The sequence below is a fragment of the Paracoccus sp. S-4012 genome, assembly GCF_009674885.1.
GTDB lineage: Bacteria > Pseudomonadota > Alphaproteobacteria > Rhodobacterales > Rhodobacteraceae > Paracoccus.
In genome coordinates, this window is the sequence record NZ_WKKA01000012.1 from 59293 (window position 1) to 83254 (window position 23962).

General features: G+C 70.1%; 20 protein-coding genes and 1 pseudogene. 12 read left to right on the top strand and 9 right to left on the bottom strand.

Going from position 1 to position 23962, the window contains the following annotated elements; genetic code table 11:
• Positions 1-21: 21 nt before the first annotated feature.
• The 4 genes and pseudogenes from GI374_RS14300 to pth all read right to left on the bottom strand — a co-directional run.
• Complete coding sequence (locus GI374_RS14300) at positions 22-621, bottom strand: DUF4893 domain-containing protein (protein WP_154337743.1); 600 nt, start codon at positions 619-621, stop codon at positions 22-24.
• Positions 618-1004, bottom strand: a complete 387-nt coding sequence (locus GI374_RS14305) for a DUF2237 family protein (RefSeq protein WP_154337744.1) — start codon at positions 1002-1004, stop codon at positions 618-620. The genes GI374_RS14300 and GI374_RS14305 overlap by 4 nt, the downstream gene beginning before the upstream one ends.
• Position 1005: 1 nt before the next feature.
• On the bottom strand, positions 1006-2178 hold the full coding sequence (locus GI374_RS14310; protein ID WP_154337745.1) for a hypothetical protein: 1173 nt from the start codon (positions 2176-2178) through the stop codon (positions 1006-1008).
• Between the two features lie 115 nt (positions 2179-2293).
• Positions 2294-2857, bottom strand: a pseudogene (gene pth, locus GI374_RS14315) (aminoacyl-tRNA hydrolase); the annotation flags it as partial.
• Between the two features lie 183 nt (positions 2858-3040).
• Here pth and GI374_RS14320 point away from each other — a divergent pair.
• Positions 3041-3679, top strand: coding sequence for an ATP-dependent Clp protease proteolytic subunit (locus GI374_RS14320; RefSeq protein WP_154337747.1), 639 nt, complete (start codon positions 3041-3043; stop codon positions 3677-3679).
• Between the two features lie 159 nt (positions 3680-3838).
• Entirely contained in the window at positions 3839-5101 is a 1263-nt protein-coding gene (clpX, locus tag GI374_RS14325; protein ID WP_154337748.1) for an ATP-dependent Clp protease ATP-binding subunit ClpX, read from the top strand.
• Between the two features lie 273 nt (positions 5102-5374).
• On the opposite strand, the gene gatB is transcribed toward clpX, so the two are convergent.
• Positions 5375-6889 carry an Asp-tRNA(Asn)/Glu-tRNA(Gln) amidotransferase subunit GatB gene (gene gatB, locus GI374_RS14330; RefSeq protein WP_154337749.1) on the bottom strand — a complete coding sequence of 505 codons (1515 nt, stop codon included), beginning with the start codon at positions 6887-6889 and terminating at the stop codon, positions 5375-5377.
• Between the two features lie 196 nt (positions 6890-7085).
• Here gatB and GI374_RS14335 point away from each other — a divergent pair, with 196 nt between their 5' ends.
• Positions 7086-7703: a lytic transglycosylase domain-containing protein gene (locus GI374_RS14335; RefSeq protein WP_154337750.1), complete on the top strand. Its 618-nt coding sequence runs from the start codon at positions 7086-7088 to the stop codon at positions 7701-7703.
• Between the two features lie 73 nt (positions 7704-7776).
• Here GI374_RS14335 and GI374_RS14340 read toward each other — a convergent pair whose 3' ends face one another.
• Complete coding sequence (locus GI374_RS14340; RefSeq protein ID WP_154337751.1) at positions 7777-8154, bottom strand: SoxS protein; 378 nt, start codon at positions 8152-8154, stop codon at positions 7777-7779.
• A 96-nt stretch (positions 8155-8250) separates the two neighbouring features.
• Between GI374_RS14340 and meaB the strand changes: the two genes are divergently transcribed.
• Both meaB and GI374_RS14350 read left to right on the top strand, forming a co-directional pair.
• On the top strand, positions 8251-9222 hold the full coding sequence (meaB, locus tag GI374_RS14345) for a methylmalonyl Co-A mutase-associated GTPase MeaB (RefSeq protein ID WP_154337752.1): 972 nt from the start codon (positions 8251-8253) through the stop codon (positions 9220-9222).
• A 61-nt stretch (positions 9223-9283) separates the two neighbouring features.
• On the top strand, positions 9284-10342 hold the full coding sequence (locus tag GI374_RS14350) for a bifunctional transcriptional activator/DNA repair enzyme AdaA (protein ID WP_229583307.1): 1059 nt from the start codon (positions 9284-9286) through the stop codon (positions 10340-10342).
• Here the strand turns inward: GI374_RS14350 and GI374_RS14355 are convergent.
• Positions 10339-11274 carry an alpha/beta hydrolase gene (locus GI374_RS14355; RefSeq protein ID WP_195759933.1) on the bottom strand — a complete coding sequence of 312 codons (936 nt, stop codon included), beginning with the start codon at positions 11272-11274 and terminating at the stop codon, positions 10339-10341. The genes GI374_RS14350 and GI374_RS14355 overlap by 4 nt on opposite strands.
• 191 nt (positions 11275-11465) lie before the next feature.
• On the opposite strand from GI374_RS14355, the gene metZ reads away from it, so the two are divergent.
• From metZ to GI374_RS14375, 4 genes are all read left to right on the top strand, one after another.
• Positions 11466-12644, top strand: coding sequence for an O-succinylhomoserine sulfhydrylase (gene metZ / locus GI374_RS14360; RefSeq protein WP_154337754.1), 1179 nt, complete (start codon positions 11466-11468; stop codon positions 12642-12644).
• On the top strand, positions 12641-13669 hold the full coding sequence (gene folE2 / locus GI374_RS14365; protein WP_370515373.1) for a GTP cyclohydrolase FolE2: 1029 nt from the start codon (positions 12641-12643) through the stop codon (positions 13667-13669). The genes metZ and folE2 overlap by 4 nt, the downstream gene beginning before the upstream one ends.
• Positions 13670-13845: 176 nt before the next feature.
• Entirely contained in the window at positions 13846-14838 is a 993-nt protein-coding gene (locus GI374_RS14370; protein ID WP_370515370.1) for a TerC family protein, read from the top strand.
• A gap of 43 nt (positions 14839-14881) precedes the next feature.
• On the top strand, positions 14882-17305 hold the full coding sequence (locus GI374_RS14375; RefSeq protein ID WP_154337756.1) for an ATP-dependent helicase: 2424 nt from the start codon (positions 14882-14884) through the stop codon (positions 17303-17305).
• Positions 17306-17452: 147 nt separating this feature from the next.
• Here GI374_RS14375 and clpA read toward each other — a convergent pair whose 3' ends face one another.
• Both clpA and gloB read right to left on the bottom strand, forming a co-directional pair.
• Positions 17453-19783 carry an ATP-dependent Clp protease ATP-binding subunit ClpA gene (clpA, locus tag GI374_RS14380; RefSeq protein WP_370515371.1) on the bottom strand — a complete coding sequence of 777 codons (2331 nt, stop codon included), beginning with the start codon at positions 19781-19783 and terminating at the stop codon, positions 17453-17455.
• Positions 19784-19969: 186 nt separating this feature from the next.
• Positions 19970-20713: a hydroxyacylglutathione hydrolase gene (gene gloB, locus GI374_RS14385; RefSeq protein WP_154337758.1), complete on the bottom strand. Its 744-nt coding sequence runs from the start codon at positions 20711-20713 to the stop codon at positions 19970-19972.
• Positions 20714-20824: 111 nt separating this feature from the next.
• Between gloB and GI374_RS14390 the strand changes: the two genes are divergently transcribed.
• The 3 genes from GI374_RS14390 to atpA all read left to right on the top strand — a co-directional run bounded on the left by GI374_RS14390 (position 20825) and on the right by atpA (position 23957).
• Entirely contained in the window at positions 20825-21604 is a 780-nt protein-coding gene (locus GI374_RS14390) for a class I SAM-dependent methyltransferase (RefSeq protein WP_154337759.1), read from the top strand.
• A 254-nt stretch (positions 21605-21858) separates the two neighbouring features.
• Positions 21859-22419 (top strand): F0F1 ATP synthase subunit delta, encoded by a 561-nt coding sequence (locus GI374_RS14395; RefSeq protein ID WP_370515372.1) that lies wholly within the window; start codon positions 21859-21861, stop codon positions 22417-22419.
• Complete coding sequence (gene atpA / locus GI374_RS14400; RefSeq protein WP_154337760.1) at positions 22419-23957, top strand: F0F1 ATP synthase subunit alpha; 1539 nt, start codon at positions 22419-22421, stop codon at positions 23955-23957. The genes GI374_RS14395 and atpA overlap by 1 nt, the downstream gene beginning before the upstream one ends.
• Positions 23958-23962 lie beyond the last annotated feature (5 nt).

Consider the following 23962-nt stretch of genomic DNA (forward strand, 5'->3'; position numbering starts at 1 on the left):
ACGCGCCGGCAGGGCGGCGGTTCACCGGCTCAGCACCAGCACGTCCATCACCGATTCCAGCATCGGATAGGGGAACAGGATGCGCCCGCTGTCGGGGCCGGTCATCTCGATCACGCCGGGATCGGCGGTGATCTGCGGACTGGCACCGGCGTCGATCTCCTCGGGCAGAGCGGCATAGTCAGGGGGCGTGTCGCCGGCGATGTAGCCGACGCCGAGCAGCACGAGCCCTTCCTCGGCCTCATGCACCTCGCCCCGCACCCGCTGCGAGCCGGTGAGCTTCTCGAACAGCACCCGCCCGCCCTCGGCCGTCACGCGGCAGCGGAAGGGATCGTAGGCGGTCATCGGGGTCAGCCCGCCAACCTTGATCGTGCGGCATCGCCAGTCACCGGCAAGGGCCTCCGGCGGCACCGGCTGCGGCGCGCCGGAAAGGGCCGCGACGAGCCCCTCGATGTCGTCCGCCGAGGCGCCGGCGAGGGCTTCGCGCAGCGCGTTGCCGTAGGCCTCCGGCAGCGCGGCGAGCCGCTCCGCGTCCTCGCCGCGCATCGTCGCGCCGTCGGGCAGCGTGGCGGCGGTGGTCCCGCCCGCGACGAGCAGCGCCATCGCGGCAAAGATCAGCCTCATGTTTCCTCTCCGCCCGAAGCTGGCGCCGCATGGGCCTTGAGCAATTCGATCGGCACGATCTCGAGGGCGCGCTCATGCGTGGCCTCCAGCACCACCTTCGGCGCCGCGAACTCCTCCGCCGCCTGCAGGAACCGCGCCGCGCAGACGCACCACCGGTCGCCGGGCTTCACGCCCGGAAAGCGCAGCTCCGGCCGTGGCGTGCTGAGGTCGTTGCCCAGATAGCGCGAGAAGGCCAGGAACTCGGCCGTGGCTATCACGCAGACCGTATGGCTGCCCCGGTCCTCCGCCCCCGTGTCGCAGCAGCCGTTGCGGTAAAAGCCGGTCAGCGGCTGCATCGAGCAGGAGGCGAGCACCCCGCCCAGCACGTTGCGCGAGGGGTCCATGTCAGGCCGAAACGGCGGGCGCGGTGCCCGCCCCCTGCGCCGCCGCCTGTGGCTGCGCGCGCTTTCCCAGGCGGTGGCTGAGGCCGGTGTCGAAGGGACAGCGGACCATCGCGTCGCGAACCGCGCCAGCGTAGGCCTCGAGCATCGAATCCACATAAGCCTCGACCTCGGGCATGTCCTCGGTGCGGCGGGGCAGGTCGGTAAGTTCGAAACTCAGGCCCTGTTCCCTGCCGACCGACGAGCCGACGCCGAACACGACCCGGCAGCCGCTCATCCAGGCGATGCGGGCGAAGGCGTCGGAGACGGGCAGCGGCTCGCCGAGAACCTCGACCTCGCGGTCCACCCGCCCGAAGGCGCCGTCGGGTACGAGCAGGCCCGCGCCGCCGCGTCGGAGGGCGCGGATCATAGGCAGCAACTGCTTTCCGGCATCCCGGGGGTTCTTCATGTCGTCGGCGCGGACGACGTGGTGGTCGGGAAAGGCCGCCAGGCAGGCGACGGTCAGGGCGCCGAGATGCGTGTTATGGACCGTGACCAGCAGCGTGCCGCGCGGGTCGGCCTTGCGGCGCACTTCGGAGAGGTCCATTGCGCGAAGCCGGCCCCCCTCAATCGAGACCTTTCCCATCGCCTCTTGGGCCAGGCTGGGGTTTGCCTTCGCCAGACCGTCAAGAAGCCTGGCGAGTGCCAGCATCCGTGCGGCCTGCCGCCACGCCTCCACGGTCGTCTCGTCCACGCCGACAGCCCGCGCCTCCGGCGCCTGCCAGATTCGCTCGACCTGTTCATCGAATGCAGGACCGATGTCCGGCAGCAAGAGGGCGAGCCGATCCTGCAGCGAATCCCAGTTCCGCACCAGACCGGCAGAGTCGACTATTCGCCTTCGAAGCGGCTCGAGGAATGCGTCCGCCGGCGGATGTTTCCGGGCCAGGTTGAGCAGCATGTGAACCGCGGCGGCGGTGAGCGCATCGGTGACATCCGGCGCGGGCGCATCGCCGGAATGGCCAGTAACGTGGCGGGCCATGGCGGCGGCGGCGTCGGCGGGCAGGCCCGCGGCCGCCTCGAAGCGCTTCGCCAGACGCCGCACCTCGGGCGGGTTCTCGCGCTCCCAGGCCTGGCGCCGGGCGATCCGCTCCTCGCGCGCTTGCCGCCGCGCCTCCGGCTCCGCCGGCGCAGCGGTCACGACCTCCCCGCGCGGCATCGGTTCGGTCTGCCTCGGCTCCTGCGACACGTGGCGATCTCCCGTCTGAAGGATGCGGCCTTGATAACCGTCGCCCCGCGCCCTTCCAAGCGCCTCATTCCACCGCCGCCGCGACCGCCGCGCCCAGCCGCGCCGCATCCCCGCGCACCAGGTCCGGCGCCGCATCGGCGATCACCGCCACGAGCCGCTCGACCATGGGCGCCTCCTCGGCGGGAAAATTCGACAGCACCCAGCCCGAGACCCGGTCCTTGTGGCCCGGATGGCCGATGCCGATCCGCAGCCGCGCATAGCCCTCGCCGACATGCTGATGGATCGAGCGCAACCCGTTGTGGCCCGCATGGCCGCCGCCCTGCTTCAGGCGCACGCGGCCGGGGGCGAGGTCCAGTTCGTCATGGATCACGATCACGTCGCCCGGCTCGATCTTCAGATAGCGCATTGCCTCGCTGACCGCCTGGCCCGAGAGGTTCATGAAGGTGCCGGGCTTGAGCAGCAGCACCCGCTCGTCCCCGAGGCGCCCCTCCGACGCCTGCCCCTGGAAGCGCGCGCGCCAGGGGCCGAAGCCGTGCGACGCGGCGATGGCGTCCACGGCCATGAAACCCACGTTGTGCCGGTGGCGCGCATATTGCGCGCCGGGATTGCCCAGACCCACGATCAGCTTCATCGCCGCCCATCCTTCCGTCGGTGCGCGACTTAAGCCGCGCGGTTGCCGATTGCCAACACTTGCAGAGGCCCGGCGGCGTTACTAAGACTCCGTCAACCTTTCGCGGCTAGGAAGGGGCAAAGGTCCGCCAGCCGCGTCGCCACACGGGCGACTGGCGAAGGGGCAGCGTGACAAGGGGCGTCGATGCAGGAACCGGCCGAATACTACATGAACACGCTCGTGCCGATGGTGGTCGAGCAGACCTCCCGGGGCGAGCGCGCCTACGACATCTTCTCGCGCCTCCTGAAGGAGCGGATCATCTTCCTCGCCGGCCCCGTCCATGACGGGATGGCCACACTCATCAGCGCGCAGCTGCTGTTCCTCGAGGCGGAGAACCCGTCCAAGGAGATCAGCATGTATATCAACAGCCCCGGCGGCGTCGTGACCGCGGGCCTGTCGATCTACGACACGATGCAGTATATCCGGCCCCGGATCTCCACGCTGGTGATCGGGCAGGCCGCCTCGATGGGGGCGCTGCTGCTGGCGGCGGGCGAGAAGGGGCAGCGCTATGCACTGCCCAACAGCCGCATCATGGTCCACCAGCCCTCCGGCGGCTTTCAGGGCACCGCGGCCGACATCCTGATCCACGCCGAGGAGACGGAAAAGCTCAAGCGCCGCCTCAACGAGGTCTATGTCCGCCACACCGGCCAGACGCTCGAGCATGTCGAGGAGGTGCTCGACCGCGACCGCTACATGTCAGCGCAGGACGCGAAGGACTGGGGCCTGATCGATGAGATCCTCGAGCCGCGCGGCAAGGCCGAGGCCGAGGAGAAGAAAAACTAGGTCGCATTCGACCTGACGGGGACCGGGCGGCGGCTTTGCGGGTTGTGACCCTGGGACGCCGCCCGTAACATGGTTCGGCTGGTCAGCCGCCGCAGGCGGCAGGCCCGCAGCACGGGAGGCGCGGAGGCGCGCGCCCGTGGGAGCGGAAGGAAGATCGAGATGGCCAGCAATTCGGGCAGCGACGGCAAGAACACGCTCTACTGCAGCTTCTGCGGCAAGAGCCAGCATGAGGTCCGCAAGCTGATCGCGGGGCCGACGGTGTTCATCTGCGACGAATGCGTCGAGCTGTGCATGGACATCATCCGCGAGGAGACGAAGTCCTCGGGGCTGAAGTCGGGCGAGGGCGTGCCGACCCCGCGCGAGATCTGCGCCGTGCTCGACGACTACGTCATCGGGCAGGAGCACGCCAAGCGCGTGCTCTCGGTCGCGGTCCACAACCATTACAAGCGCCTGAACCACGCCTCGAAGACCGATATCGAGCTGGCGAAGTCGAACATCCTGCTGATCGGCCCGACCGGCTGCGGCAAGACGCTGCTGGCGCAGACGCTGGCGCGGATCCTCGACGTGCCGTTCACGATGGCCGACGCCACCACGCTGACCGAAGCGGGCTATGTCGGCGAGGATGTCGAGAACATCATCCTCAAGCTGCTGCAAGCCAGCGAATACAACGTCGAGCGCGCGCAGCGCGGCATCGTCTATATCGACGAGGTCGACAAGATCACGCGCAAGTCCGACAACCCCTCGATCACCCGCGACGTCTCGGGCGAGGGGGTGCAGCAGGCGCTGCTGAAGATCATGGAGGGGACGGTGGCGAGCGTCCCGCCGCAGGGCGGTCGCAAGCATCCGCAGCAGGAATTCCTGCAGGTCGACACCACCAACATCCTCTTCATCTGCGGCGGCGCCTTCGCCGGGCTGGAGCGGATCATTCAGCAGCGCAACAAGGGCACCGCGATGGGCTTCGGCGCCACGGTCAAGGAGAACGACGACCGCGGGGTGGGCGAGACCTTCAAGGACCTCGAGCCCGAGGACCTGCTGAAGTTCGGCCTCATCCCCGAATTCGTCGGCAGGCTGCCGGTGATCGCCACGCTGACGGACCTCGACGAGGACGCGCTGATCATCATTCTGACGCAGCCGAAGAACGCGCTGGTCAAGCAGTATCAGCGCCTGTTCGAGCTGGAGGACACGCGCCTCACCTTCACCGACGACGCCCTGAAGGCGATCGCCCGGCGTGCGATCAAGCGCAAGACCGGGGCGCGCGGCCTGCGCTCGATCATGGAGGACATCCTGCTCGAGACCATGTTCGAGCTGCCGGGGATGGACAGCGTGAACGAGGTGGTGGTGAACGAGGAAGCGGTGGACAACCCCGCCGCCAAGCCGCTGCTTATCCACGCCGAGCAGAAGGCCGCAGCGTCGGCGGGATGAGCGTGGTGCGTGCAATGCACGCACCAAACGCCACCAAACCGTAGCCTGATGCTTTGGCGCGGGACCGCGAGCGCTAAAGCGCAGCCCTCGGGTGCGTGCACGGCACCCATACGCCTCTGCGCCCGTCGTCTCCGATGCGTGCTGAGCACGCATCCTACAGGCCCAGCACCCCGGCGGCGCGGCCTCGCTGGCGAGCTCAGCCGCACCGCCTTGCACTTCTTCTGTCTGAGAATATCCCGGGGGTGCGGGGGCAGCGCCCCCCCCCCCGCGACGTCAGAGCCCGAGCTTCCGCCCCACCATCTCGTTCACCGCCGCCGGGTTCGCCTTCCCCCCGGTCGCCTTCAGCACCTGGCCGGTGAACCACCCGGCGAGCTTCGGGTTCGCCTTCGCCTTCTCCACCTGACCCGGATTGGCGGCGATGATCTCGTCCACCGCCGCCTCGATGGCGCCAAGGTCGGTGACCTGCTTCATGCCGCGCGCCGCCGCGATTTCGGCCGGCTCGCCCCCTTCCGTCCAGAGGATCTCGAACAGGTCCTTGGCCATCTTGCCCGAGATCTCGCCCGAGGCGATCAGGTCCAGCACGCCGCCGAGCTGCGAGGCCGACACGGGACTTTCGCCGACGCCCAACCCCTCCTTGTTCAGCCGTCCGAAGAGCTCGTTGATGACCCAGTTCGCGGCCTGCTTGCCGTCGCGGCCCGCGGCCACCGACTCGAAGAAGTCGGCGTTCTCGACCTCGGCCGTCAGCACCCCGGCGTCGTATTCCGAAAGGCCGAGCCCGGTCACGAACCGCGCCTTCTTCTCGTCCGGCAGCTCCGGCATGCCGGCGGCGATGTCGTCCACCCAGGCCTGCTCGATCTCCAGCGGCAACAGGTCGGGATCGGGGAAATAGCGGTAGTCATGCGCCTCCTCCTTGGAGCGCATGGAGCGGGTCTCGCCGCGGTCGGGGTCGTAGAGGCGCGTTTCCTGCACGACCTTGCCGCCGTCTTCGATGATACCGATCTGGCGGCGGGCCTCGTATTCGATCGCGGCCTGGATGAACCGCAGCGAGTTCATGTTCTTGATCTCGCAGCGGGTGCCGAGGACCGTGAAATCCCCCGTCTCCCGGAAGCGCTCGTAGTCGCCGGGGCGGCAGACCGAGACGTTCACGTCGGCGCGCAGGTTGCCGTTCTGCATGTTGCCGTCGCAGGTGCCGAGATAGCGCATGATCTGGCGCAGCTTGGCGACATAGGCGGCCGCCTCCTCCGGGCCGCGGATATCGGGGCGGCTGACGATCTCCATCAGCGCGACGCCGGTGCGGTTCAGGTCCACGAAGGACAGCGCCGGGTCCATGTCGTGGATCGACTTGCCCGCGTCCTGCTCGACATGGATGCGCTCGATCCGCACGCGGCGGGCGATGCCGGGGGCCATGTCGACGATGATCTCGCCCTCGCCGACGAGCGGGTGGTAGAGCTGGCTGATCTGGTAGCCCTGCGGCAGGTCGGGGTAGAAATAGTTCTTGCGGTCGAATGCCGAGCGCAGGTTGATCTGCGCCTTTAGCCCCAGGCCGGTCAGCACCGCCTGGGCGATGCAGGCCTCGTTCACCACCGGCAGCATCCCCGGCATGGCGGCGTCGATGAAGCTGACATTGCTGTTCGGCTCGGCCCCGAAGGCGGTCGAGGCGCCGGAGAAGAGTTTCGCGCGCGTCGCGATCTGGGCGTGGACCTCAAGGCCGATCACCAGCTCCCAGTCATCGCGGGCACCGCGGATCACCTTGGGCGCGGGGGCGGCATAGGCGAGATGGTCGAGCATGGGATGGCCTCCGGGCGGGGAACCCCGATCTTCTAGGGGAGGGGCGGTGGCCCGGCAAGCGGCGGGAAATTGCCGACCGCCGGCGCGGCGTTGCGCGGTCCTCCGCCGGTCTCTTGGACGCTCGGAACCGTGAGATGGACTGCCGGGGCGGGAGCGGTAAGCAGTCGGCAACGGGACAGTGATCCGGAGCCTTTCGATGCGCCTCACCCGCCTTGCGCGCCTGGCGGCCCTGCCGCTGGCGTTGCTCGCCCTCGCGGCCTGCGAGTCCACCACCACGACCGCCGCGATCGCGCCGGCACCGCAGGCAGCGGCGCTGTCCGAGGCGCCGCCAGCCATGCGGTGGGGCAACACCAGGGGCGGCGATGCCTGGAGGCGCGAGGTGCTGGCGGCGCTCGACGCCGATGGCGTCAACCTGATCCAGCGGGTGCCCGGCGACGTGGCCAGCTTCTGCCCCGGTTTCGCCAGCGCCGAGCCGCATGAGCGCAAGGCCTTCTGGGCCGGGCTCCTCAGCTCGCTCGCCAAGCACGAGAGCACCTGGAACCCGCAGGCCAGGGGCGGCGGCGGCAAGTGGCTGGGGCTGATGCAGATCGCGCCCGCCACCTGGCGCGGGTATGGCTGCACCGGCGAAATCCTCGACGGCGGCGACAACCTGAGCTGCGCGGTCAGGATCATGAACAAGCAGGTGGGCCGCGACGGCGTGATCGCCGGGGGCGGCAAGCATGGCGTCGGCCGCGACTGGGCGCCGATGCGCTCGGCCTCGAAGCGCGCCGACATCGCCGGCTGGACCAAGGCGCAGTCCTACTGCCAGGGCTGACACCGGCCTCTCCTCCCGGTGCGGGGATCGGCACCGTCATGTGGTCGACCGCGGCGCTGCTGATTCGCGGCGTCTAGCCGCCCGGCACGGCGACGCCGCCCTGATCCAGCAGCCGCCCGATCATCGGCCAGAAGAAATCCCGGCCCGCATAGCCCTCGATCCGGCCCAGCTCGATGCCGTCGCGCAACAGCACGAAGGTCGGCGTCAGCACCGGCATCCGGTCGAGGGCGAGGCCGTCGGGGAACGGCCCGTCGATGTCCACAATCGCCAGCGGCGCGGCCTTCCCATCGGGGTTGCGGGCATAGGCGGGCAGGATCTCGCGCTTCCATTGCGCGCAGTAGATGCAGCCCGCGCGGTCGAGCATCAGCAGGCGGATGCCCTCGTCCACCGGCGCTTCGGCGGCGGCGGGGAAGGCGAGGAGGGCGGCGGCGAGGAGGGCGGGCCGAAACATGCGCCCGAGGCTAGCACCCGCGGCGCGGACGGCAAGCCGGTGGACAGCTGCGGCGCCCGCCACTACTCCGGCGGGGTCATTCCCCCGGGTCCGACCATGCATGACCTCGCCCCCGCCCTCGCCACTGGCGACCGCCGCGCCCTCGCCCGCGCGATCACGCTGATCGAGAGCACGCGCCCCGACCACCGGGCCGCGGCGGTGGCGCTGCTGGCCGCGCTGCCCCGGCGCGAGGCGCTGCGGATCGGGCTTTCGGGCACGCCCGGCGTCGGCAAATCCACCTTCATCGAGGCCTTCGGGCTGATGCTGGTGGGGCAGGGGCTGCGCGTCGCCGTCCTCGCCGTGGACCCGTCCTCGGCCCGCTCCGGCGGCTCGATCCTGGGCGACAAGACGCGGATGGAGCACCTCTCGCGCGAGCCGCGGGCCTTCATCCGCCCCTCGCCCAGCCGGGCCGAACTTGGCGGCGTCGCCCGGCGGACGCGTGAGACGGTGCGCCTCTGCGAGGCGGCGGGCTTCGACGTGGTGCTGGTCGAGACGGTGGGCGTCGGCCAGTCCGAGACGCTGGTCGCGGACATGACCGACCTCTTCGTGCTGCTGCTCGCCCCCGCGGGCGGCGACGAGTTGCAGGGGGTCAAGCGGGGCATCATGGAGATGGCCGACCTGATCCTCGTCAACAAGGCCGATGGCGAGCTGCTGGCGACGGCGCGGCGGACGGTCTCCGACTATGCCGGGGCGCTGCGGCTGCTCAGGCGCCGGCCGCAGGATCCGAAGGGGTTCCCGAAGGCAATGCCGGTTTCGGCGACCGAAGGGACCGGGCTGGCGGAGGCCTGGGGCGAGATGCAGGCCCTGACCGACTGGCGCCGCGAGCACGGGCATTTCGACGCCCACCGGGCCGAGCAGGCGCGCCGCTGGTTCGAGGCCGAGGTGCGCGCCGGGCTGCTGGCGCGGCTGGCGACCGGACCGGCGCGGGCCGCGATGGCGCGGCTGGGCGCGGCGGTGGAGGCCGGCGAGGCCGATCCAGTGGCAGCGGCGGCGGAGATGCTGGGGCAGATGGCGGACTTGTCGGAATAGCCGCCCGATTCGACGCCGCCTCGGCCTCGCGAATCGGGCAGGATGGGGGCAAGTTGCACGCATGGAGCGGACCCCGATGCTCGACCTTCCCGACCCCGAACGGCTCTATGCCGCGCTTGTCGCCCGCGACGCCTCGATGGAGGGGCGGGCGCTCGTCGGCGTCACCACCACTGGCATCTTCTGCCGCCTGACCTGCCCGGCGCGCAAGCCGCGGCCCGAGCACTGCCGCTGGTTCGACGGTGCGGCCGCGGCGGTCGCGGCGGGCTTCCGCCCCTGCCGCCGCTGCCATCCGCTTGGCCCGCAGGCCGAGGGAGACGCTACGGTGCAGCGCCTGCTCGCCGCGCTGCGCGATGATCCCGGCCGCCGCTGGACCGAGGGCGATGTCGCGGCGATGGGCCTTGATCCCTCCACGGCCCGCCGCGCCTTCCGGCGGCATTTCGGCGTGACCTTCCTCGACCTCGCCCGGCAGGCGCGGCTGCGCGAGGGGGTGCGGGGGCTGAAGGCGGGCGAGGCGGTGATCGGGGCGCAGCTCGACGCGGGTTTCGACAGCGCCTCGGGCTTCCGCAACGCCTTCGCGCGGCTGTTCGGGCAGCCGCCCGCGGCGATGCGGGGCGCGGCGGGGCTGCTGGCCGACTGGCTCGACACGCCGCTGGGCGGGATGATCGCGGTGGCGGATGATGACGCGCTGCACCTGCTGGAGTTCGTGGACCGTCACGCCCTGACCGCCTCGCTGCGCCGCGTCCCCGGCGCCGTCGCCCTCGGCCGCAACGCGATCATCGACCGCGCCGAGGCGGAGCTTGCCGCCTTCTTCGCCGCCCGCGAGGCGCGCTTCACCGTCCCCCTCGCGCTCCACGGCACCGCCTTCGAGCGTGAGGTCTGGGAGCGGCTGCGGACCATTCCGCCGGGCGAGACGTGGAGCTACGGCGCCCTCGCGCAGGCGATTGCGCGCCCGGCGGCCACGCGCGCCGTCGCCCGCGCCAACAGCCGCAACCACATCGCCATCATCGTGCCCTGCCACCGGGTCATCGGCGCGGACGGCAGCCTGACCGGCTACGCGGGCGGCCTCTGGCGCAAGGAGGCGCTGATCGGGATCGAGGCGCGGCTGCGCGCCGGGGCTTAGGCGGGCGCGAGCGGTCCGCCCGACGCCCCGCCCCGAGGCCCCCCGCGCGGGATCAGGCGCGAGAAGCGCGGCGCGCTCGCCACGGGGAGCTGGCGGCGCAGGAGCCAGAGGGGCAGGGCGGCGGGCTGGCGCAGGGCGGCGGGCTGGCGCAGGGCGGCGTGGTAAAGTTCGAACAGCCCCTCTCGCGTGTAGGGCGACCAGTGACAGACCCGCACCGCCGGGTCGGAGATGCGAAAGCCCATGCCGCGGAGCGCCGTGAGCGTGCCCGGCTGGTCGATCTGCAGGTCGAGCCAGTTCTCGCGCGGGCGGCCCAGGCCGAAGCCGACGCCGCGCTGCAGCCCGGCCGAGATCACCAGCTCCATCCCGAACTCGTAGATGTCGTTCTCGCGGCTGGTGACGTTGATGACCTCGGCCATCATCCCCGCAGGGCTCGCGGCGGCGATCTCGGCCCGCGGCCGTAACTCGGCGGCGGCGAGCAGGATCACCCGCCCGACCGCGCCGGGCGCCACGCGGGCAAGCGCCGCGAGCGCCACCCGCGCGCCCAGCGAATGGCCGATGATGGCCACCGGCCGCCGCGCCGTCAGGGCGAGCGCGTCGATATGCGACGCGAGTTCCGCGCCCGCCCGCGCCGCCTGCGCGTAGGCGGTCCGCAGCGAGCCGCGGGCGTTCCAGCCGAAGGCCACGGCCAGCCCCTCGGCCAGCCCGTCGGGCTGGCGGAACCCAAGCGCGCGCGGCCAGGAGATCGCGTGGCGCGAGCCCGGCGCCGGGTCGAGCGCCAGGATGTCGACATGCGGGTCGTGGAAGGGCGAGCCGGGCGAGAAGCGGAAGCCGTGGACCATGACGACCACCGGCGCGCCGACGGGCAGCGCCGCAGCCGCGGCCCAGAGACGCTCGGGCGGGGTCTGCCCCTCATTGACGATCACGAGTGCCATTTGTTTCGGACTGCCGCGGGATGCCGATGCCGCCGCTGTGCCAGACGGTTGCGACACCCGCATGTCTCAAGGGTTGCAGGAAAACGACGCCGCATCGCCGGGCAAAGTTCCCGCAGACGCGGCGATCTCCTGCGACTTGTCGCAATCCGGGCGAGGCGGTAGGGACGGGCCTTCTCCTGCCGGAGCCGCCGATGTCCGACTCGTCCGCCCGCGACCTCCATCCTCGCACCCGCGCCGTCCATGCGGGCGCGCGCCGCAGCCAGTATGGCGAGCTCGCCGAGGCGATCTTCCTGACGCAGGGCTTCCAGTATCCGAGCGCCGAGGAGGCCGAGGCGCGCTTCATCCAGAGCGGCCCGGACGAGTTCATCTACGCCCGCTACGGCAACCCGACGAGCCGCATGTTCGAGGACCGGATCGCCGCGCTCGAGGGGACCGAGGACGCCTTCGCCACCGCTTCCGGGATGGCCGCGGTCAACGGCGCGTTGTTCTCGATGCTGCGGCCCGGGGACCGGGTGGTGGCGGCGCGGGCGCTGTTCGGGTCCTGCCTCTACATCCTTGAACTGCTCGACGCATTCGGGGTCACGGTGGACTATGTGGACGGCGCCGACCTGGACCAGTGGCGTGCGGCGCTCGCCACCGCGGCCAAGGTCGTGTTCTTCGAGACGCTGGCCAACCCGACGCTGGAGATCGTGGATCTGCCTGCGGTGGCCGAGCTTGGCCATGCGGCGGGGGCGACGGTCGTGGTGGACAACGTCTTCGCGACGCCGGTCTTCTCGCGCGCGGTGGAGCAGGGGGCCGATGTCGTGGTCTATTCGGCCACCAAGCATATCGACGGCTCGGGCCGCGCCTTGGGCGGCGTGATCTGCGGCACGCGGCAGTTCGTCCGCAAGGTGGCCGAGCCCTACATCAAGCACACCGGCGGCGCGATCAGCCCGTTCAACGCCTGGATCATGCTGAACGGCCTCGTGACGATGGACCTCCGGGTGCGGGCGCAGGCCGAGAGCGCGCGGGCCATCGCCGAGGCCCTGCACGGGCGCGACAGCGTGCGGGTGATCTATCCGGGCCTGCCGGACCATCCCCAACACGAGACCGCGATGCGCGTGATGGGGAGCGGCGGGACGATGATCGCGCTCGACCTCGGGAGCAAGGAGGCCGCGTTCCGGGCGCTCGACCGGCTGCGGGTATGGTCGATCTCGAACAATCTCGGCGACGCCCGCTCGATCGTCACGCATCCGGCGACGACGACGCATCAGCGGCTGCCCGAGGAGGCGCGCGCGCGGCTCGGGATCGGGCCGGGGCTGATCCGCCTCTCGGTCGGGCTGGAGGACACCGGGGACCTGATCGCCGATCTGGAGCAGGCGCTCGGCTGAAGGACTCGCTTCCGGCGGCAGCAGGCCCCATATCTGCCGCAACGTCACGCCGGAGGCCCCGCATGAACGACGCCCGCAAGGTCGCCCCCGCCTATCCCGAACTCAGCCGCGAATACCCGGCCGATTTCCGCGTCGACGAGGCCTATCGCGCAACGCTGCCCGACATCCAGAACGGCCCGGCGAGCCTGATCGTCGGCGCCAACGCCCCGATCCAGCATGTCGGCATCTCGAACTTCCGCCTGCCGATCCGCTACCAGACGCGCGAAGGGGGCGAGCTGACGCTGGAGACCTCCGTCACCGGCACGGTCAGCCTCGAGGCCGACCGCAAGGGCATCAACATGAGCCGCATCATGCGGTCCTTCTACGCCCATGCCGAGAAGGAATGCTCGCTCGCGGTGCTGCAGGCGGCGCTGGACGACTACCGCGGCGACCACGAATCGCTCGGCGCGCGAATCATGATGCGGCTGAGCTACCCGATGAAGGTCGGCTCGCTGCGTTCGGGGTTGGAGGGCTGGCAGTATTACGACGTGGCCATGGAGCTGGTCGAACAGGGCGAGCGGCGGATGCGGATTATGCATCTCGACTACGTCTATTCCTCGACCTGCCCCTGCTCGCTGGAACTGAGCGAGCATGCGCGGGGCGGCCGGGGGCAGCTTGCGACGCCGCATTCGCAGCGGTCGGTGGCGCGGCTCTCGGTGGTGATGCAAGGGCCCGACCGGCTGTGGTTCGAGGACATGATCGAGCTCTGCCGCCGCGCCGTCGCCACCGAGACGCAGGTTATGGTCAAGCGCGAGGACGAGCAGGCCTTTGCCGAGCTGAACGCCGCCAATCCGATCTTCGTCGAGGACGCCGTGCGGGCCTTCGCGGCCGAGCTGCTGGCCGAGCCCCGCGTCGGCGACTTCCGGGTGATCGCCAGCCATCAGGAATCGCTGCACAGCCACGACGCGGTGAGCCTGCTCTCCGAAGGCCCGACCTTCGCCCAGGTGAGCCTCGATCCGATGACCTTCGCGAGCCTGCGCGCCTGAAAATCACCCGGCGGGTTGACGCGCCGCCGCCTCGCCCTACCTTGCCCATGTGGACCGGGCCCCTCTGGCGATCGACGCATCGTGATGTCGGACCACGATGCTGCGGCATCGTTCGGGCCTGACCGTTTCTCCACGTCACCCGTTCGCGCGCCGCGTCAACGCGAGAGAGGTGAAACGTGGAAATCCTGCTGACATTGTTCCTGGGCCAGCCGCTGTGGCTGTGGCTCCTGTTCCTCACGATGGTCGTGGTCCTGCTGGTGCTAGACCTCGGCGTGCTGAACCGCGGCAACAAGGAAATCGGGGTGCGCCGCAGCCTCATGCTGTCGGGCATGTATGTCGCCGTGGGCCTCGCCTTCGGCGGCTTCGTCTGGTGGCAGATGGGGGCCGAGCGCGCCCTCGAATACACCACCGGCTTCGTGATCGAGAAGTCGCTGGCGATGGACAACATCTTCGTCATCGCCATGATCTTCGGCGCCCTCGCCATCCCGCGCCACCTTCAGCACCGGGTGCTGTTCTGGGGCATCCTGGGCGTGATCGTGCTGCGCGGGCTGATGATCGCCGTCGGCGCCACGCTGGTCGCGCGCTACGAATGGGTGCTGCTGATCTTCGCGGCGTTCCTGATCTTCACCGGCATCCGCATGCTGATGGACGGCGATCACGAGGAGGACCTGTCCCAGAACCGGGCGTTCCAATGGCTGCGGCGCAACCTGCGCGTGACGAACCGCCTGCACGGCGACCGTTTCTTCGTCCGACGCCAGACCCGCGAGGGGAGCCTGCTCTTCGCCACGCCGCTGTTCCTGGCGCTGGCGATGGTCGAGATCGCCGACGTGATCTTCGCGGTGGACAGCGTGCCGGCGATCTTCGCCATCACCACCGACCCCTACATCGTCTACACCTCCAACATCTTCGCGATCCTCGGCTTGCGCGCGCTCTACTTCGCGCTCGCCGCGATCCTGCACCGCTTCGCTTATCTCAAGCAGGCGCTGGCCGTGCTGCTGGTGTTCATTGGCGGCAAGGTGATCGCGGCCGAGATGCTGGGGATCGAGAAGGTGCCGGCGCTGTTCTCGCTCTCCGTGACCTTCCTTATCCTCGGGGCGGGGATCGGCTGGTCGCTGTGGAAGACACGCCCCGGCGCCCAAGACAGAGGGGCTGTGGCGAACAAGGGGTGAACACGCCCTTTCCCTGCGCCGCGTCCCGGCCTATGTTGGGACCATGAGCGGATTTGACGAAAGCGATGCCTTCGAGGCCGCTGTCGCGGCGGCGGCCTCCCCGCGCGTGCCGCTCTCGCAGCGGGCGATGGGGATGGGGCCGGCCTCCGCGCCGCCCGCCTATCTCGACGGGCTGAACGAGGCGCAGCTGCAGGCGGTCGAGGCGCTCGACGGGCCGGTGCTGATGCTGGCGGGCGCCGGGACCGGCAAGACCCGCGCGCTGACGACGCGGATCGCGCATCTGATCTCGCTCGGCCGCGCGCGGCCGGGGGAAATCCTCGCCGTCACCTTCACCAACAAGGCCGCGCGCGAGATGAAGTCGCGCATCGCCCGACTGCTGGGAGAGACGGTCGAGGGGATGCCCTGGCTCGGCACCTTCCACTCAGTCAGCGTCAAGATCCTGCGCCGCCACGCGGAACTCATCGGCGCGGGCGGGCTGCACCTGAAGCCCAGCTTCACCATCCTGGACACCGACGACCAGATCCGGCTGCTGAAGCAGCTGATCGCGGCCGGGAACATCGACGAGAAGCGCTGGCCCGCGCGGATGCTGGCCGGGCTGATCGACGGCTGGAAGAACCGCGCCCTGACGCCCTCGCGCGTTCCGGCGCAGGAGGCCCACGCCTATGACGGCCGCGGGGCCGCCCTCTACGCGGCCTATCAGGAGCGGCTGATCGCGCTCAACGCGGTCGATTTCGGCGACCTGCTGCTGCACTGCGTGACGATCTTCCAGGCGCATCCGGACATCCTGCGCCGCTGGCAGGAGCGGTTCCGCTACATCCTCGTGGACGAATACCAGGACACCAACGTCGCCCAGTATCTCTGGCTGCGGCTGCTGGCACAGGGGCACCGCAACATCTGCTGCGTGGGCGACGACGATCAGTCGATCTACGGCTGGCGCGGCGCCGAAGTCGGCAACATCCTGCGCTTCGAGCAGGATTTTCCGGGCGCGCAGGTGATCCGGCTGGAGCAGAACTACCGCTCGACGCCCGAGATCCTCGCCGCGGCCTCGGGGCTGATCGAGGCCAACAAGGGGCGTCTGGGAAAAACCCTCTGGACCGAGGCCGCGGGCGGCGAGAAGGTGCGGCTGATCGGCCACTGGGACAGCGAGGCCGAGGCGCGCTGGATCGGCGAGGAGATCGAGGCCTTTCACGGCGGCCACCGCGCGAGCGTCGGCCGCCGGGCCCTGAACGACATCGCCATCCTCGTGCGTGCCACCCACCAGATGCGCGCCTTCGAGGACCGCTTCATGTCGATCGGCCTGCCCTATCGCGTGATCGGCGGCCCTCGCTTCTACGAGCGGCAGGAAATCCGCGACGCAATGGCCTACTTCCGGCTGGCGGTGAGCCTGGCGGATGACCTGGCGTTCGAGCGGATCGTGAACGTGCCGAAGCGGGGCCTGGGCGAGAAGGCGGTGCAGACGATCCAGATCGAGGCCCGCGCCCGCAGCCTGACGCTGCTGGAGGGTGCTGCGGCCGCCGTCCAGTCGGAGGCGCTGAAGGGCAAGGCCGCGGCGGGCCTGCGCGAGTTCGTGCAGGGCATGGGCCGCTGGCATGCCGATGCGCTCGATTCGCGCGTGAACCATGTCGAGCTGGCCGAGCGCATCCTCGACGAATCCGGCTACACGGCCATGTGGCAGAACGACCGCTCGCCCGACGCGCCGGGCCGGCTCGAGAACCTCAAGGAGCTGGTGAAGGCGCTCGAGGAATTCGAGAACCTGCAGGGGTTTCTCGAGCATGTCGCGCTCGTGATGGAGGCCTCCGAGGGCGAGCAGGCCGACGAGGTCTCGATCATGACGTTGCATGCGGCCAAGGGGCTGGAGTTTCCGGTCGTGTTCCTGCCGGGCTGGGAGGACGGGCTGTTTCCGTCGCAGCGCAGCATGGACGAGACCGGGCTCAAGGGCCTCGAGGAGGAGCGGCGGCTGGCCTATGTCGGCCTGACCCGCGCCGAGGAACTGGCGACGATCAGCTTCGCCGGCAACCGGCGCATGTATGGGCAATGGCAGTCCTCGCTGCCCTCCCGCTTCATCGACGAACTGCCCGAGGAGCATGTCGAGGTCCTGACGCCCCCCGGCCTCTACGGCGGCGGCTACGGCGCCGCGGCCGGCGCGGGGCTGGGCCCGACCGTCTCGACCATGCACGAGCGCGCGGCACGCGCGGACGTCTACAACTCGCCCGGCTGGAAGCGCATGCAGGAGCGCGCGGGCAGCCACGCGCAGCCGGTCTACCGGCAGCCGGTGGTGATCGACGCGGAGCCCGCGGCTCGCTTCGCGGTCGGCGACCGCGTGAGCCACCAGAAGTTCGGCGAGGGCGAGATCATGGGCATCGCCGAGGACACCCTTACGGTGCAGTTCGACGCCGGGTTCAAGACGGTGAAGGCCGCCTATGTGCAGGCAGCCGGGGCAGGGGTGGCGGACGACGTGCCGTTCTGAGGCGGGCGGACGACTCGTAGGGTGCGTGCTCCGCACGCACCGCGCGCGCAATCCACGGAAACGATGGTGCGTCCCGAGGACGCACCCCACATGAAATGGGGCGGCGCCATCAGCGCCGCCCCATTTCGTTCTCGCAAGGCTCCCCGATCAATCCGCCGTCAGCAGCGGCGTCTCGTCCTTCGTCAGCCTCGGCGTCCCCGGGCCGGTGATGTCGAAGACGGGCTTGTCGTCCTCGATCCGCACCCGGACCACGCCGCCCTTGGTAAGCCGCCCGAAGAGCAGCTCCTCCGCCAGCGGCTTCTTGATCGTCTCCTGGATCACGCGGCCGAGCGGCCGCGCGCCCATGCGGTCGTCGTAGCCCTTCTCGGCCAGCCATTCGGCGGCCTCGCGGGTCAGCTCGATATGCACGCCGCGGTCGATCAGCTGCGCCTCGAGCTGCAGGACGAACTTCTCGACCACCTGCACAATCACCTCGCGCGAGAGCGGCGCGAACGAGATCACCGCGTCGAGGCGGTTGCGGAACTCGGGCGTGAAGGTGCGCTCGATCGCCGCCGTGTCCTCGCCCTCGCGCCGCTCGCGGCCGAAGCCGATCGCCGCCTTGGCCTGGTCGGCGGCGCCCGCATTGGTGGTCATGATGAGGATCACGTTGCGGAAATCCACCTGCCGGCCGTTATGGTCGGTCAGCTTCCCGTGGTCCATCACCTGCAGCAGGATGTTGTAGACATCCGGATGCGCCTTCTCGATCTCGTCGAGCAGCAGCACCGAATGGGGGTGCTGGTCCACGCCGTCCGTCAGCAGCCCGCCCTGGTCGAAGCCGACATATCCGGGCGGCGCGCCGATCAGGCGGCTGACCGCGTGCTTCTCCATGTATTCGGACATGTCGAACCGCAGCAGCTCCACGCCGAGCGTCGAGGCGAGTTGCTTGGCCACCTCCGTCTTGCCGACCCCGGTCGGGCCCGCGAAGAGGTAGTTGCCAATCGGCTTCTCGGGTTCGCGCAGACCGGCCCGCGCCAGCTTGATCGAGGCGGCGAGCGCCTCGATCGCCGCGTCCTGGCCGAAGACGACGCGCTTCAGCGTCGCCTCGAGGTCGCGCAGCACCTCGGCGTCGTCCTTCGACACGCTTTTCGGAGGGATGCGGGCGATCTTCGCCACCACCGCCTCGATATCCTTCGCGCCGATGGTCTTGCGCCGCTTGCTCTCGGACACGAGATGCTGGGCCGCGCCGGCCTCGTCGATCACGTCGATCGCCTTGTCGGGCAGCTTGCGGTCGTGGATGTAGCGCGCCGACAGTTCCACCGCCGTCTTGATCGCATCCGTGGTGTAGCGCAGGTCGTGGTGCTTCTCGAAGGTGGGCTTGAGGCCCATCAGGATCTTGACCGTGTCGGCCACCGTCGGCTCGTTCACGTCGATCTTCTGGAACCGGCGGCTGAGGGCGCGGTCCTTCTCGAAATGCTGGCGGAACTCCTTGTAGGTCGTCGAGCCCATGCAGCGCAGCTTGCCGCCCGCGAGCGCGGGCTTCAGCAGGTTCGAGGCGTCCATCGCCCCGCCGCTCGTCGCGCCGGCGCCGATGACGGTATGGATCTCGTCGATGAAGAGGATCGCGTCGGGATGCTCCTCGAGTTCCTTCACGACCGCCTTCAGCCGCTCCTCGAAGTCGCCGCGATAGCGGGTTCCGGCCAGCAGCGCGCCCATGTCGAGCGAGAAGATCGTGGCGCCCTTGAGCACCTCGGGCGTCTCGCCGCGGGTGATCTTCAGCGCCAGCCCCTCGGCGATGGCGGTCTTGCCGACGCCGGGATCGCCGACCAGCAGCGGGTTGTTCTTGCGCCGGCGGCAGAGGACCTGGATGCAGCGCTCGACCTCGGATTCGCGGCCGATCAGCGGGTCCACGTCGCCCTTCTGGGCCTTGCGGTTCAGATCCACGCAATACTTGCCGAGCGCGCTGTCGTCCTTGGTGGACGCGGCCTGCGCCTGAGCCTCGCGCGGGGTCTCCTCCGGGCGGTCGTTGCCCTGGACCGAGCGGCGCTCGTTGAAGTCGGGGTTCTTGGCGATGCCATGGGCGATGAAGTTGACGGCGTCGTAGCGCGTCATCTCCAGCTCCTGCAGGAAGAAGGCGGCATTGCTCTCGCGCTCGGCGAAGACCGCCACGAGGACGTTCGCGCCCGTCACCTCGGTGCGGCCGGAGCTTTGGACATGGATCGCGGCGCGCTGGATCACGCGCTGGAATGCGGCGGTGGGAACGGCCTCCGAGCCCTCGACGTCGGTCACGAGGGTCGAGAGGTCGTCCTGGATGAATTCGGTGAGCATCTGGCGCAGCTCGGCCAGGTCCACGTTGCAGGCGCGCATGACCTTCACCGCCTCCGGCTCCTCGGTCAGCGCGAGCAGGAGATGCTCGAGCGTCGCGAGTTCGTGGCGATGCTGGTTGGCGATCGCGAGGGCGGCGTGGATGGCCTGTTCCAGGGTATTCGAGAAGGACGGCACGGGCCTCAAGCTCCTGTCAGTCGCCGGCGGGTCTGGACCTGCGGTCCACCTGGCCAGACTGTCATGCTAGGTTTAAGATTTGGTGGAGGCGCGCAGTCTGGCAAGAGGTTTCTTGAGTTGCGCCCCGAAAACCGGCGGGATTGATGCAGATGTGATGCTCTGGGCGCGGCTCTTCAAGGGCACGGCTCAGAACGCGTCCTTCATGGCCCGGAGGCGGGCGAAGACCTCGGCCGGAGGCGCGCCTTCCATGCCGATCGCGGGGCCGAGTCGGTCGGCGCGCAGGAAGGGGTTGGTCTCGCGCTCGCGGGCGAGGGTCCCGGGCGCGCAGGGCTCGTCGCCCGCGGCCACCGCCTCGGCGCGGGCGCGGATGGCAGCGTTCCCCGGCTCGACCGAGAGCGCGAAGGCGGCGTTGCCGGCGCAGTAATCGTGGCCCGAGCAGATCAGCGTCTCGGGAGGCAGCGCGTCGAGGCGCTGCAGGCTGGCCCACATGGTCGCGGCACCGGCCTCGAAGAGCCGGCCGCAGCCCATCGCCATCAGGCTGTCGCCGGTGGCGGCCATGCCGGCTTCGGGCAGGTGAAACGCGATGTGGCCGGTGGTGTGGCCGGCGGCGTCGATGACATGGGCCTCCATCCCGGCCAGAATGATCCGGTCGCCGGGCGCGACGGCGCGGTCGAGCTTCGGCAGCCGATGCGCGTCCCGCGCCGCGCCGCAGACGCGGGCGCCGGTCTCGGCCACCAGTTCCGCCACGCCCTGGATGTGGTCGTCGTGGTGATGCGTCAGCGCGATCTCGTCGAGGGTCCAGCCGCGCTCCTTCAGCGCCTGCAGGATCGGCCGCGCCTCGGGGGCGTCGAAGACGACGGTGCGACCCTCGTGATGGACCGCCCAGGCGTAGTTGTCCCTGAGGCAGCGGATGGTCATGAGTTCGGGCATGGCGCGGCTCTCCGTGGCGGGACAGGGGGGAGCCTATTTCCTCGCGGCGCAGGAGGCAAACGGCCACGCCTCTTGACGCACCGACGGCAACGCGGCCCTCTGGCCGCAGCCATGCATCAGGACGTGATCGACCTGCGAAGCTTCTACTACAGCCGCGCGCTCGGCCGCGTGGTGCAGCGGACACTGCGCGACCGGCTGCTGTCCGCCTGGCCGGCGGGTTCCACCGCGGGAATGACGGTCGCGGGCTACGGCTTCGCGGTGCCGGTGCTGCGGCCCTATCTCGGCACCGCGCGGCGCGTCGTGGCGCTGATGCCGGGGGCGCAGGGGGCGATGCGCTGGCCGGCGGGGCAGGCGAACCACACCGCGCTCTGCGATGCCGATGCCTGGCCGCTGGACACGGGCGCGGTCGACCGGCTGGTGCTGCTGCACGGGCTGGAGGCGGCCGACAGCCCGGCGGCGCTGCTGGCCGAGGCCTGGCGCGTCCTCGGGCCCGGCGGGCGGATGGTGGCGATGGTGCCGAACCGCACCGGGCTCTGGGCGCGCTCGGTCTCGACGCCCTTCGGCACCGGGCGCAGCTACACCGCAGGCCAGCTCGAGGCTCAGGCCCGCGCCGCCGGCTTCGTGGTCGAGCGCATGGGCGCGGCGCTCTACATCCCGCCCTCGGACCGGCGCTTCTGGCTGCGCTCGGCCCAGATCTGGGAGCGGACGGGGGCGAGGATCGCCTCGGTCCTCGTGGCCGGGCTGGTGCTGGCCGAGTTCTCCAAGCAGGTCCATGCGCCGACGCCTCCCGGCGCGAAGGTGTATGTGCCGAGCCCGCTGGAGGTCCTCGGGGGAATCGCCCGGCCGCGGCCGGCGCCGAAACGCGCGCCGCCGGTGGGGCGAACCCACTGACGGCGCGGGCCAGAGAGCGATTCACGCGCGGCCGGGCGGCTGCGTGACCGACGCCACGCGCGCCCCGCGATCATACCGGCCCGATTGAGGCCGCGGGGCGGTTGCGGGGTGCCGCATGTGCTGCTAGAGACGCGCCAGATTTCGGCATGGGAGGCCCTTGGCGGCCGCCTCAGTCCTGCGTTTGCCAGGCCCCCCGACCTCACGGGGCGCGGCCCGGTTGCCGCGGGACCATGCGCTAAACCGGAAGGACGACCGTGGCCCAATCCGCTTCGATTACCCGCACCGTCGCGGCCCGCTATGCACAGGCCGTGTTCGACATCGCCAGGGCCGAGGGCGCCCTGGACGATCTTTCGCGCGAGGTCGACGTGCTGGCCGAGGCCATCGAGGGCAGCGAGGATCTGCGCGGCGTCCTGACCTCGCCGGTCCTCTCGCGCGAGGAGCAGTCGGGTGCCGTGAGCGCCGTGGCCGACGCCATGAAGCTCGGCCCGCTGCTGAAGAACACGGTGGCGCTGATGGGCGAGAACCGCCGCCTTTTCGCGCTGCCGCAGCTGCTGACGGCGCTGCGCGGGCTGATGGCCGAGGCGCGGGGCGAGGTGACGGCGCAGGTCGTCTCGGCCCAGGCGCTGAGCGCCGCGCAGGCCGAGCGGCTGACCCGCAGCCTCAGCGAGAAATCGGGCAAGACCGTCAAGCTGGATACCACCGTCGATGAAGGGCTCATCGGCGGCATGATCGTGCAACTGGGCTCGCAGATGATCGACACCTCGGTCCGCAGCAAGCTCACTTCCCTCAAGAATACGATGAAAGAGGTCGGATAATGGCACTCCAGGCCGCCGAGATTTCGGCAATCCTCCGCGACCAGATCCGCAACTTCGGCCAGGATGCCGAAGTCGCCGAGGTCGGACAGGTGCTGTCGGTCGGCGACGGGATCGCGCGCATCTACGGCCTCGACAACGTCCAGGCCGGCGAGATGGTCGAGTTTCCGGGCGGCATCCGCGGCATGGTGCTGAACCTCGAGACCGACAACGTCGGCGCCGTGATCTTCGGCGACGACCGCTCGATCAAGGAAGGCGACACCGTCAAGCGCACGCGCTCGATCGTGGACGTGCCGGTCGGCCGGGCGCTGCTCGGCCGCGTGGTGGACGCGCTCGGCAACCCGATCGACGGCAAGGGCCCGATCGAGGCGACCGAGCGCCGGGTGGCGGACGTGAAGGCGCCGGGCATCATGCCGCGCAAGTCGGTGCACGAGCCGATGGCGACCGGCCTCAAGTCCGTCGACGCCATGATCCCGATCGGCCGCGGCCAGCGGGAACTCATCATCGGCGACCGCCAGACCGGCAAGACCGCGATCGCGCTCGACACGATCCTCAACCAGATGAACTACAACGGCCGCGAGGCCGATGGCATGAAGACGCTGCACTGCTTCTACGTGGCCATCGGCCAGAAGCGGTCCACCGTCGCGCAGCTGGTCAAGCGTCTCGAGGAAACCGGCGCCATGGCCTACACCACGGTCATCGCCGCGACCGCCTCCGAGCCCGCGCCGATGCAGTATCTGGCGCCCTATTCGGCCACCGCGATGGCGGAATATTTCCGCGACAACGGCATGGATGCGCTGATCATCTATGACGACCTGTCGAAGCAGGCCGTGGCCTACCGCCAGATGTCGCTGCTGCTGCGCCGCCCGCCGGGGCGCGAGGCCTATCCGGGCGACGTGTTCTACCTGCATTCCCGCCTGCTGGAGCGTTCGGCGAAGCTGAACGAGGAACATGGCGCGGGCTCGCTGACGGCGCTGCCGGTCATCGAGACGCAGGCGGGCGACGTGTCGGCCTACATCCCGACCAACGTGATCTCGATCACCGACGGCCAGATCTTCCTCGAGACCGATCTGTTCTTCCAGGGCGTCCGACCGGCAGTGAACACCGGCCTCTCGGTCAGCCGGGTGGGCTCGGCCGCGCAGACCAATGCGATGAAGTCGGTCGCCGGCCCCGTGAAGCTGGAGCTGGCGCAGTACCGCGAGATGGCGGCCTTCGCGCAGTTCGGCTCGGACCTCGATGCCGCGACGCAGCGGCTGCTGAACCGCGGCGCGCGCCTGACCGAGCTGATGAAGCAGCCGCAGTATTCGCCGCTGACCAACGCCGAGATCGTGGCGGTGATCTATGCGGGCACCAACGGCTACCTCGACAACATCCCGGTCGCCCAGGTCGGCCGCTGGGAAACCGGGCTGCTCTCGTTCCTGCGCAACCAGCATGGCGAGACGCTGGACTGGCTGACCCGGTCGGACCCCAAGATCAAGGGCGAGGCCGAGACGCGGCTCAAGCAGGTCGTCGACGCCTACGCCAAGAGCTTCGCGGGCTGAGGACG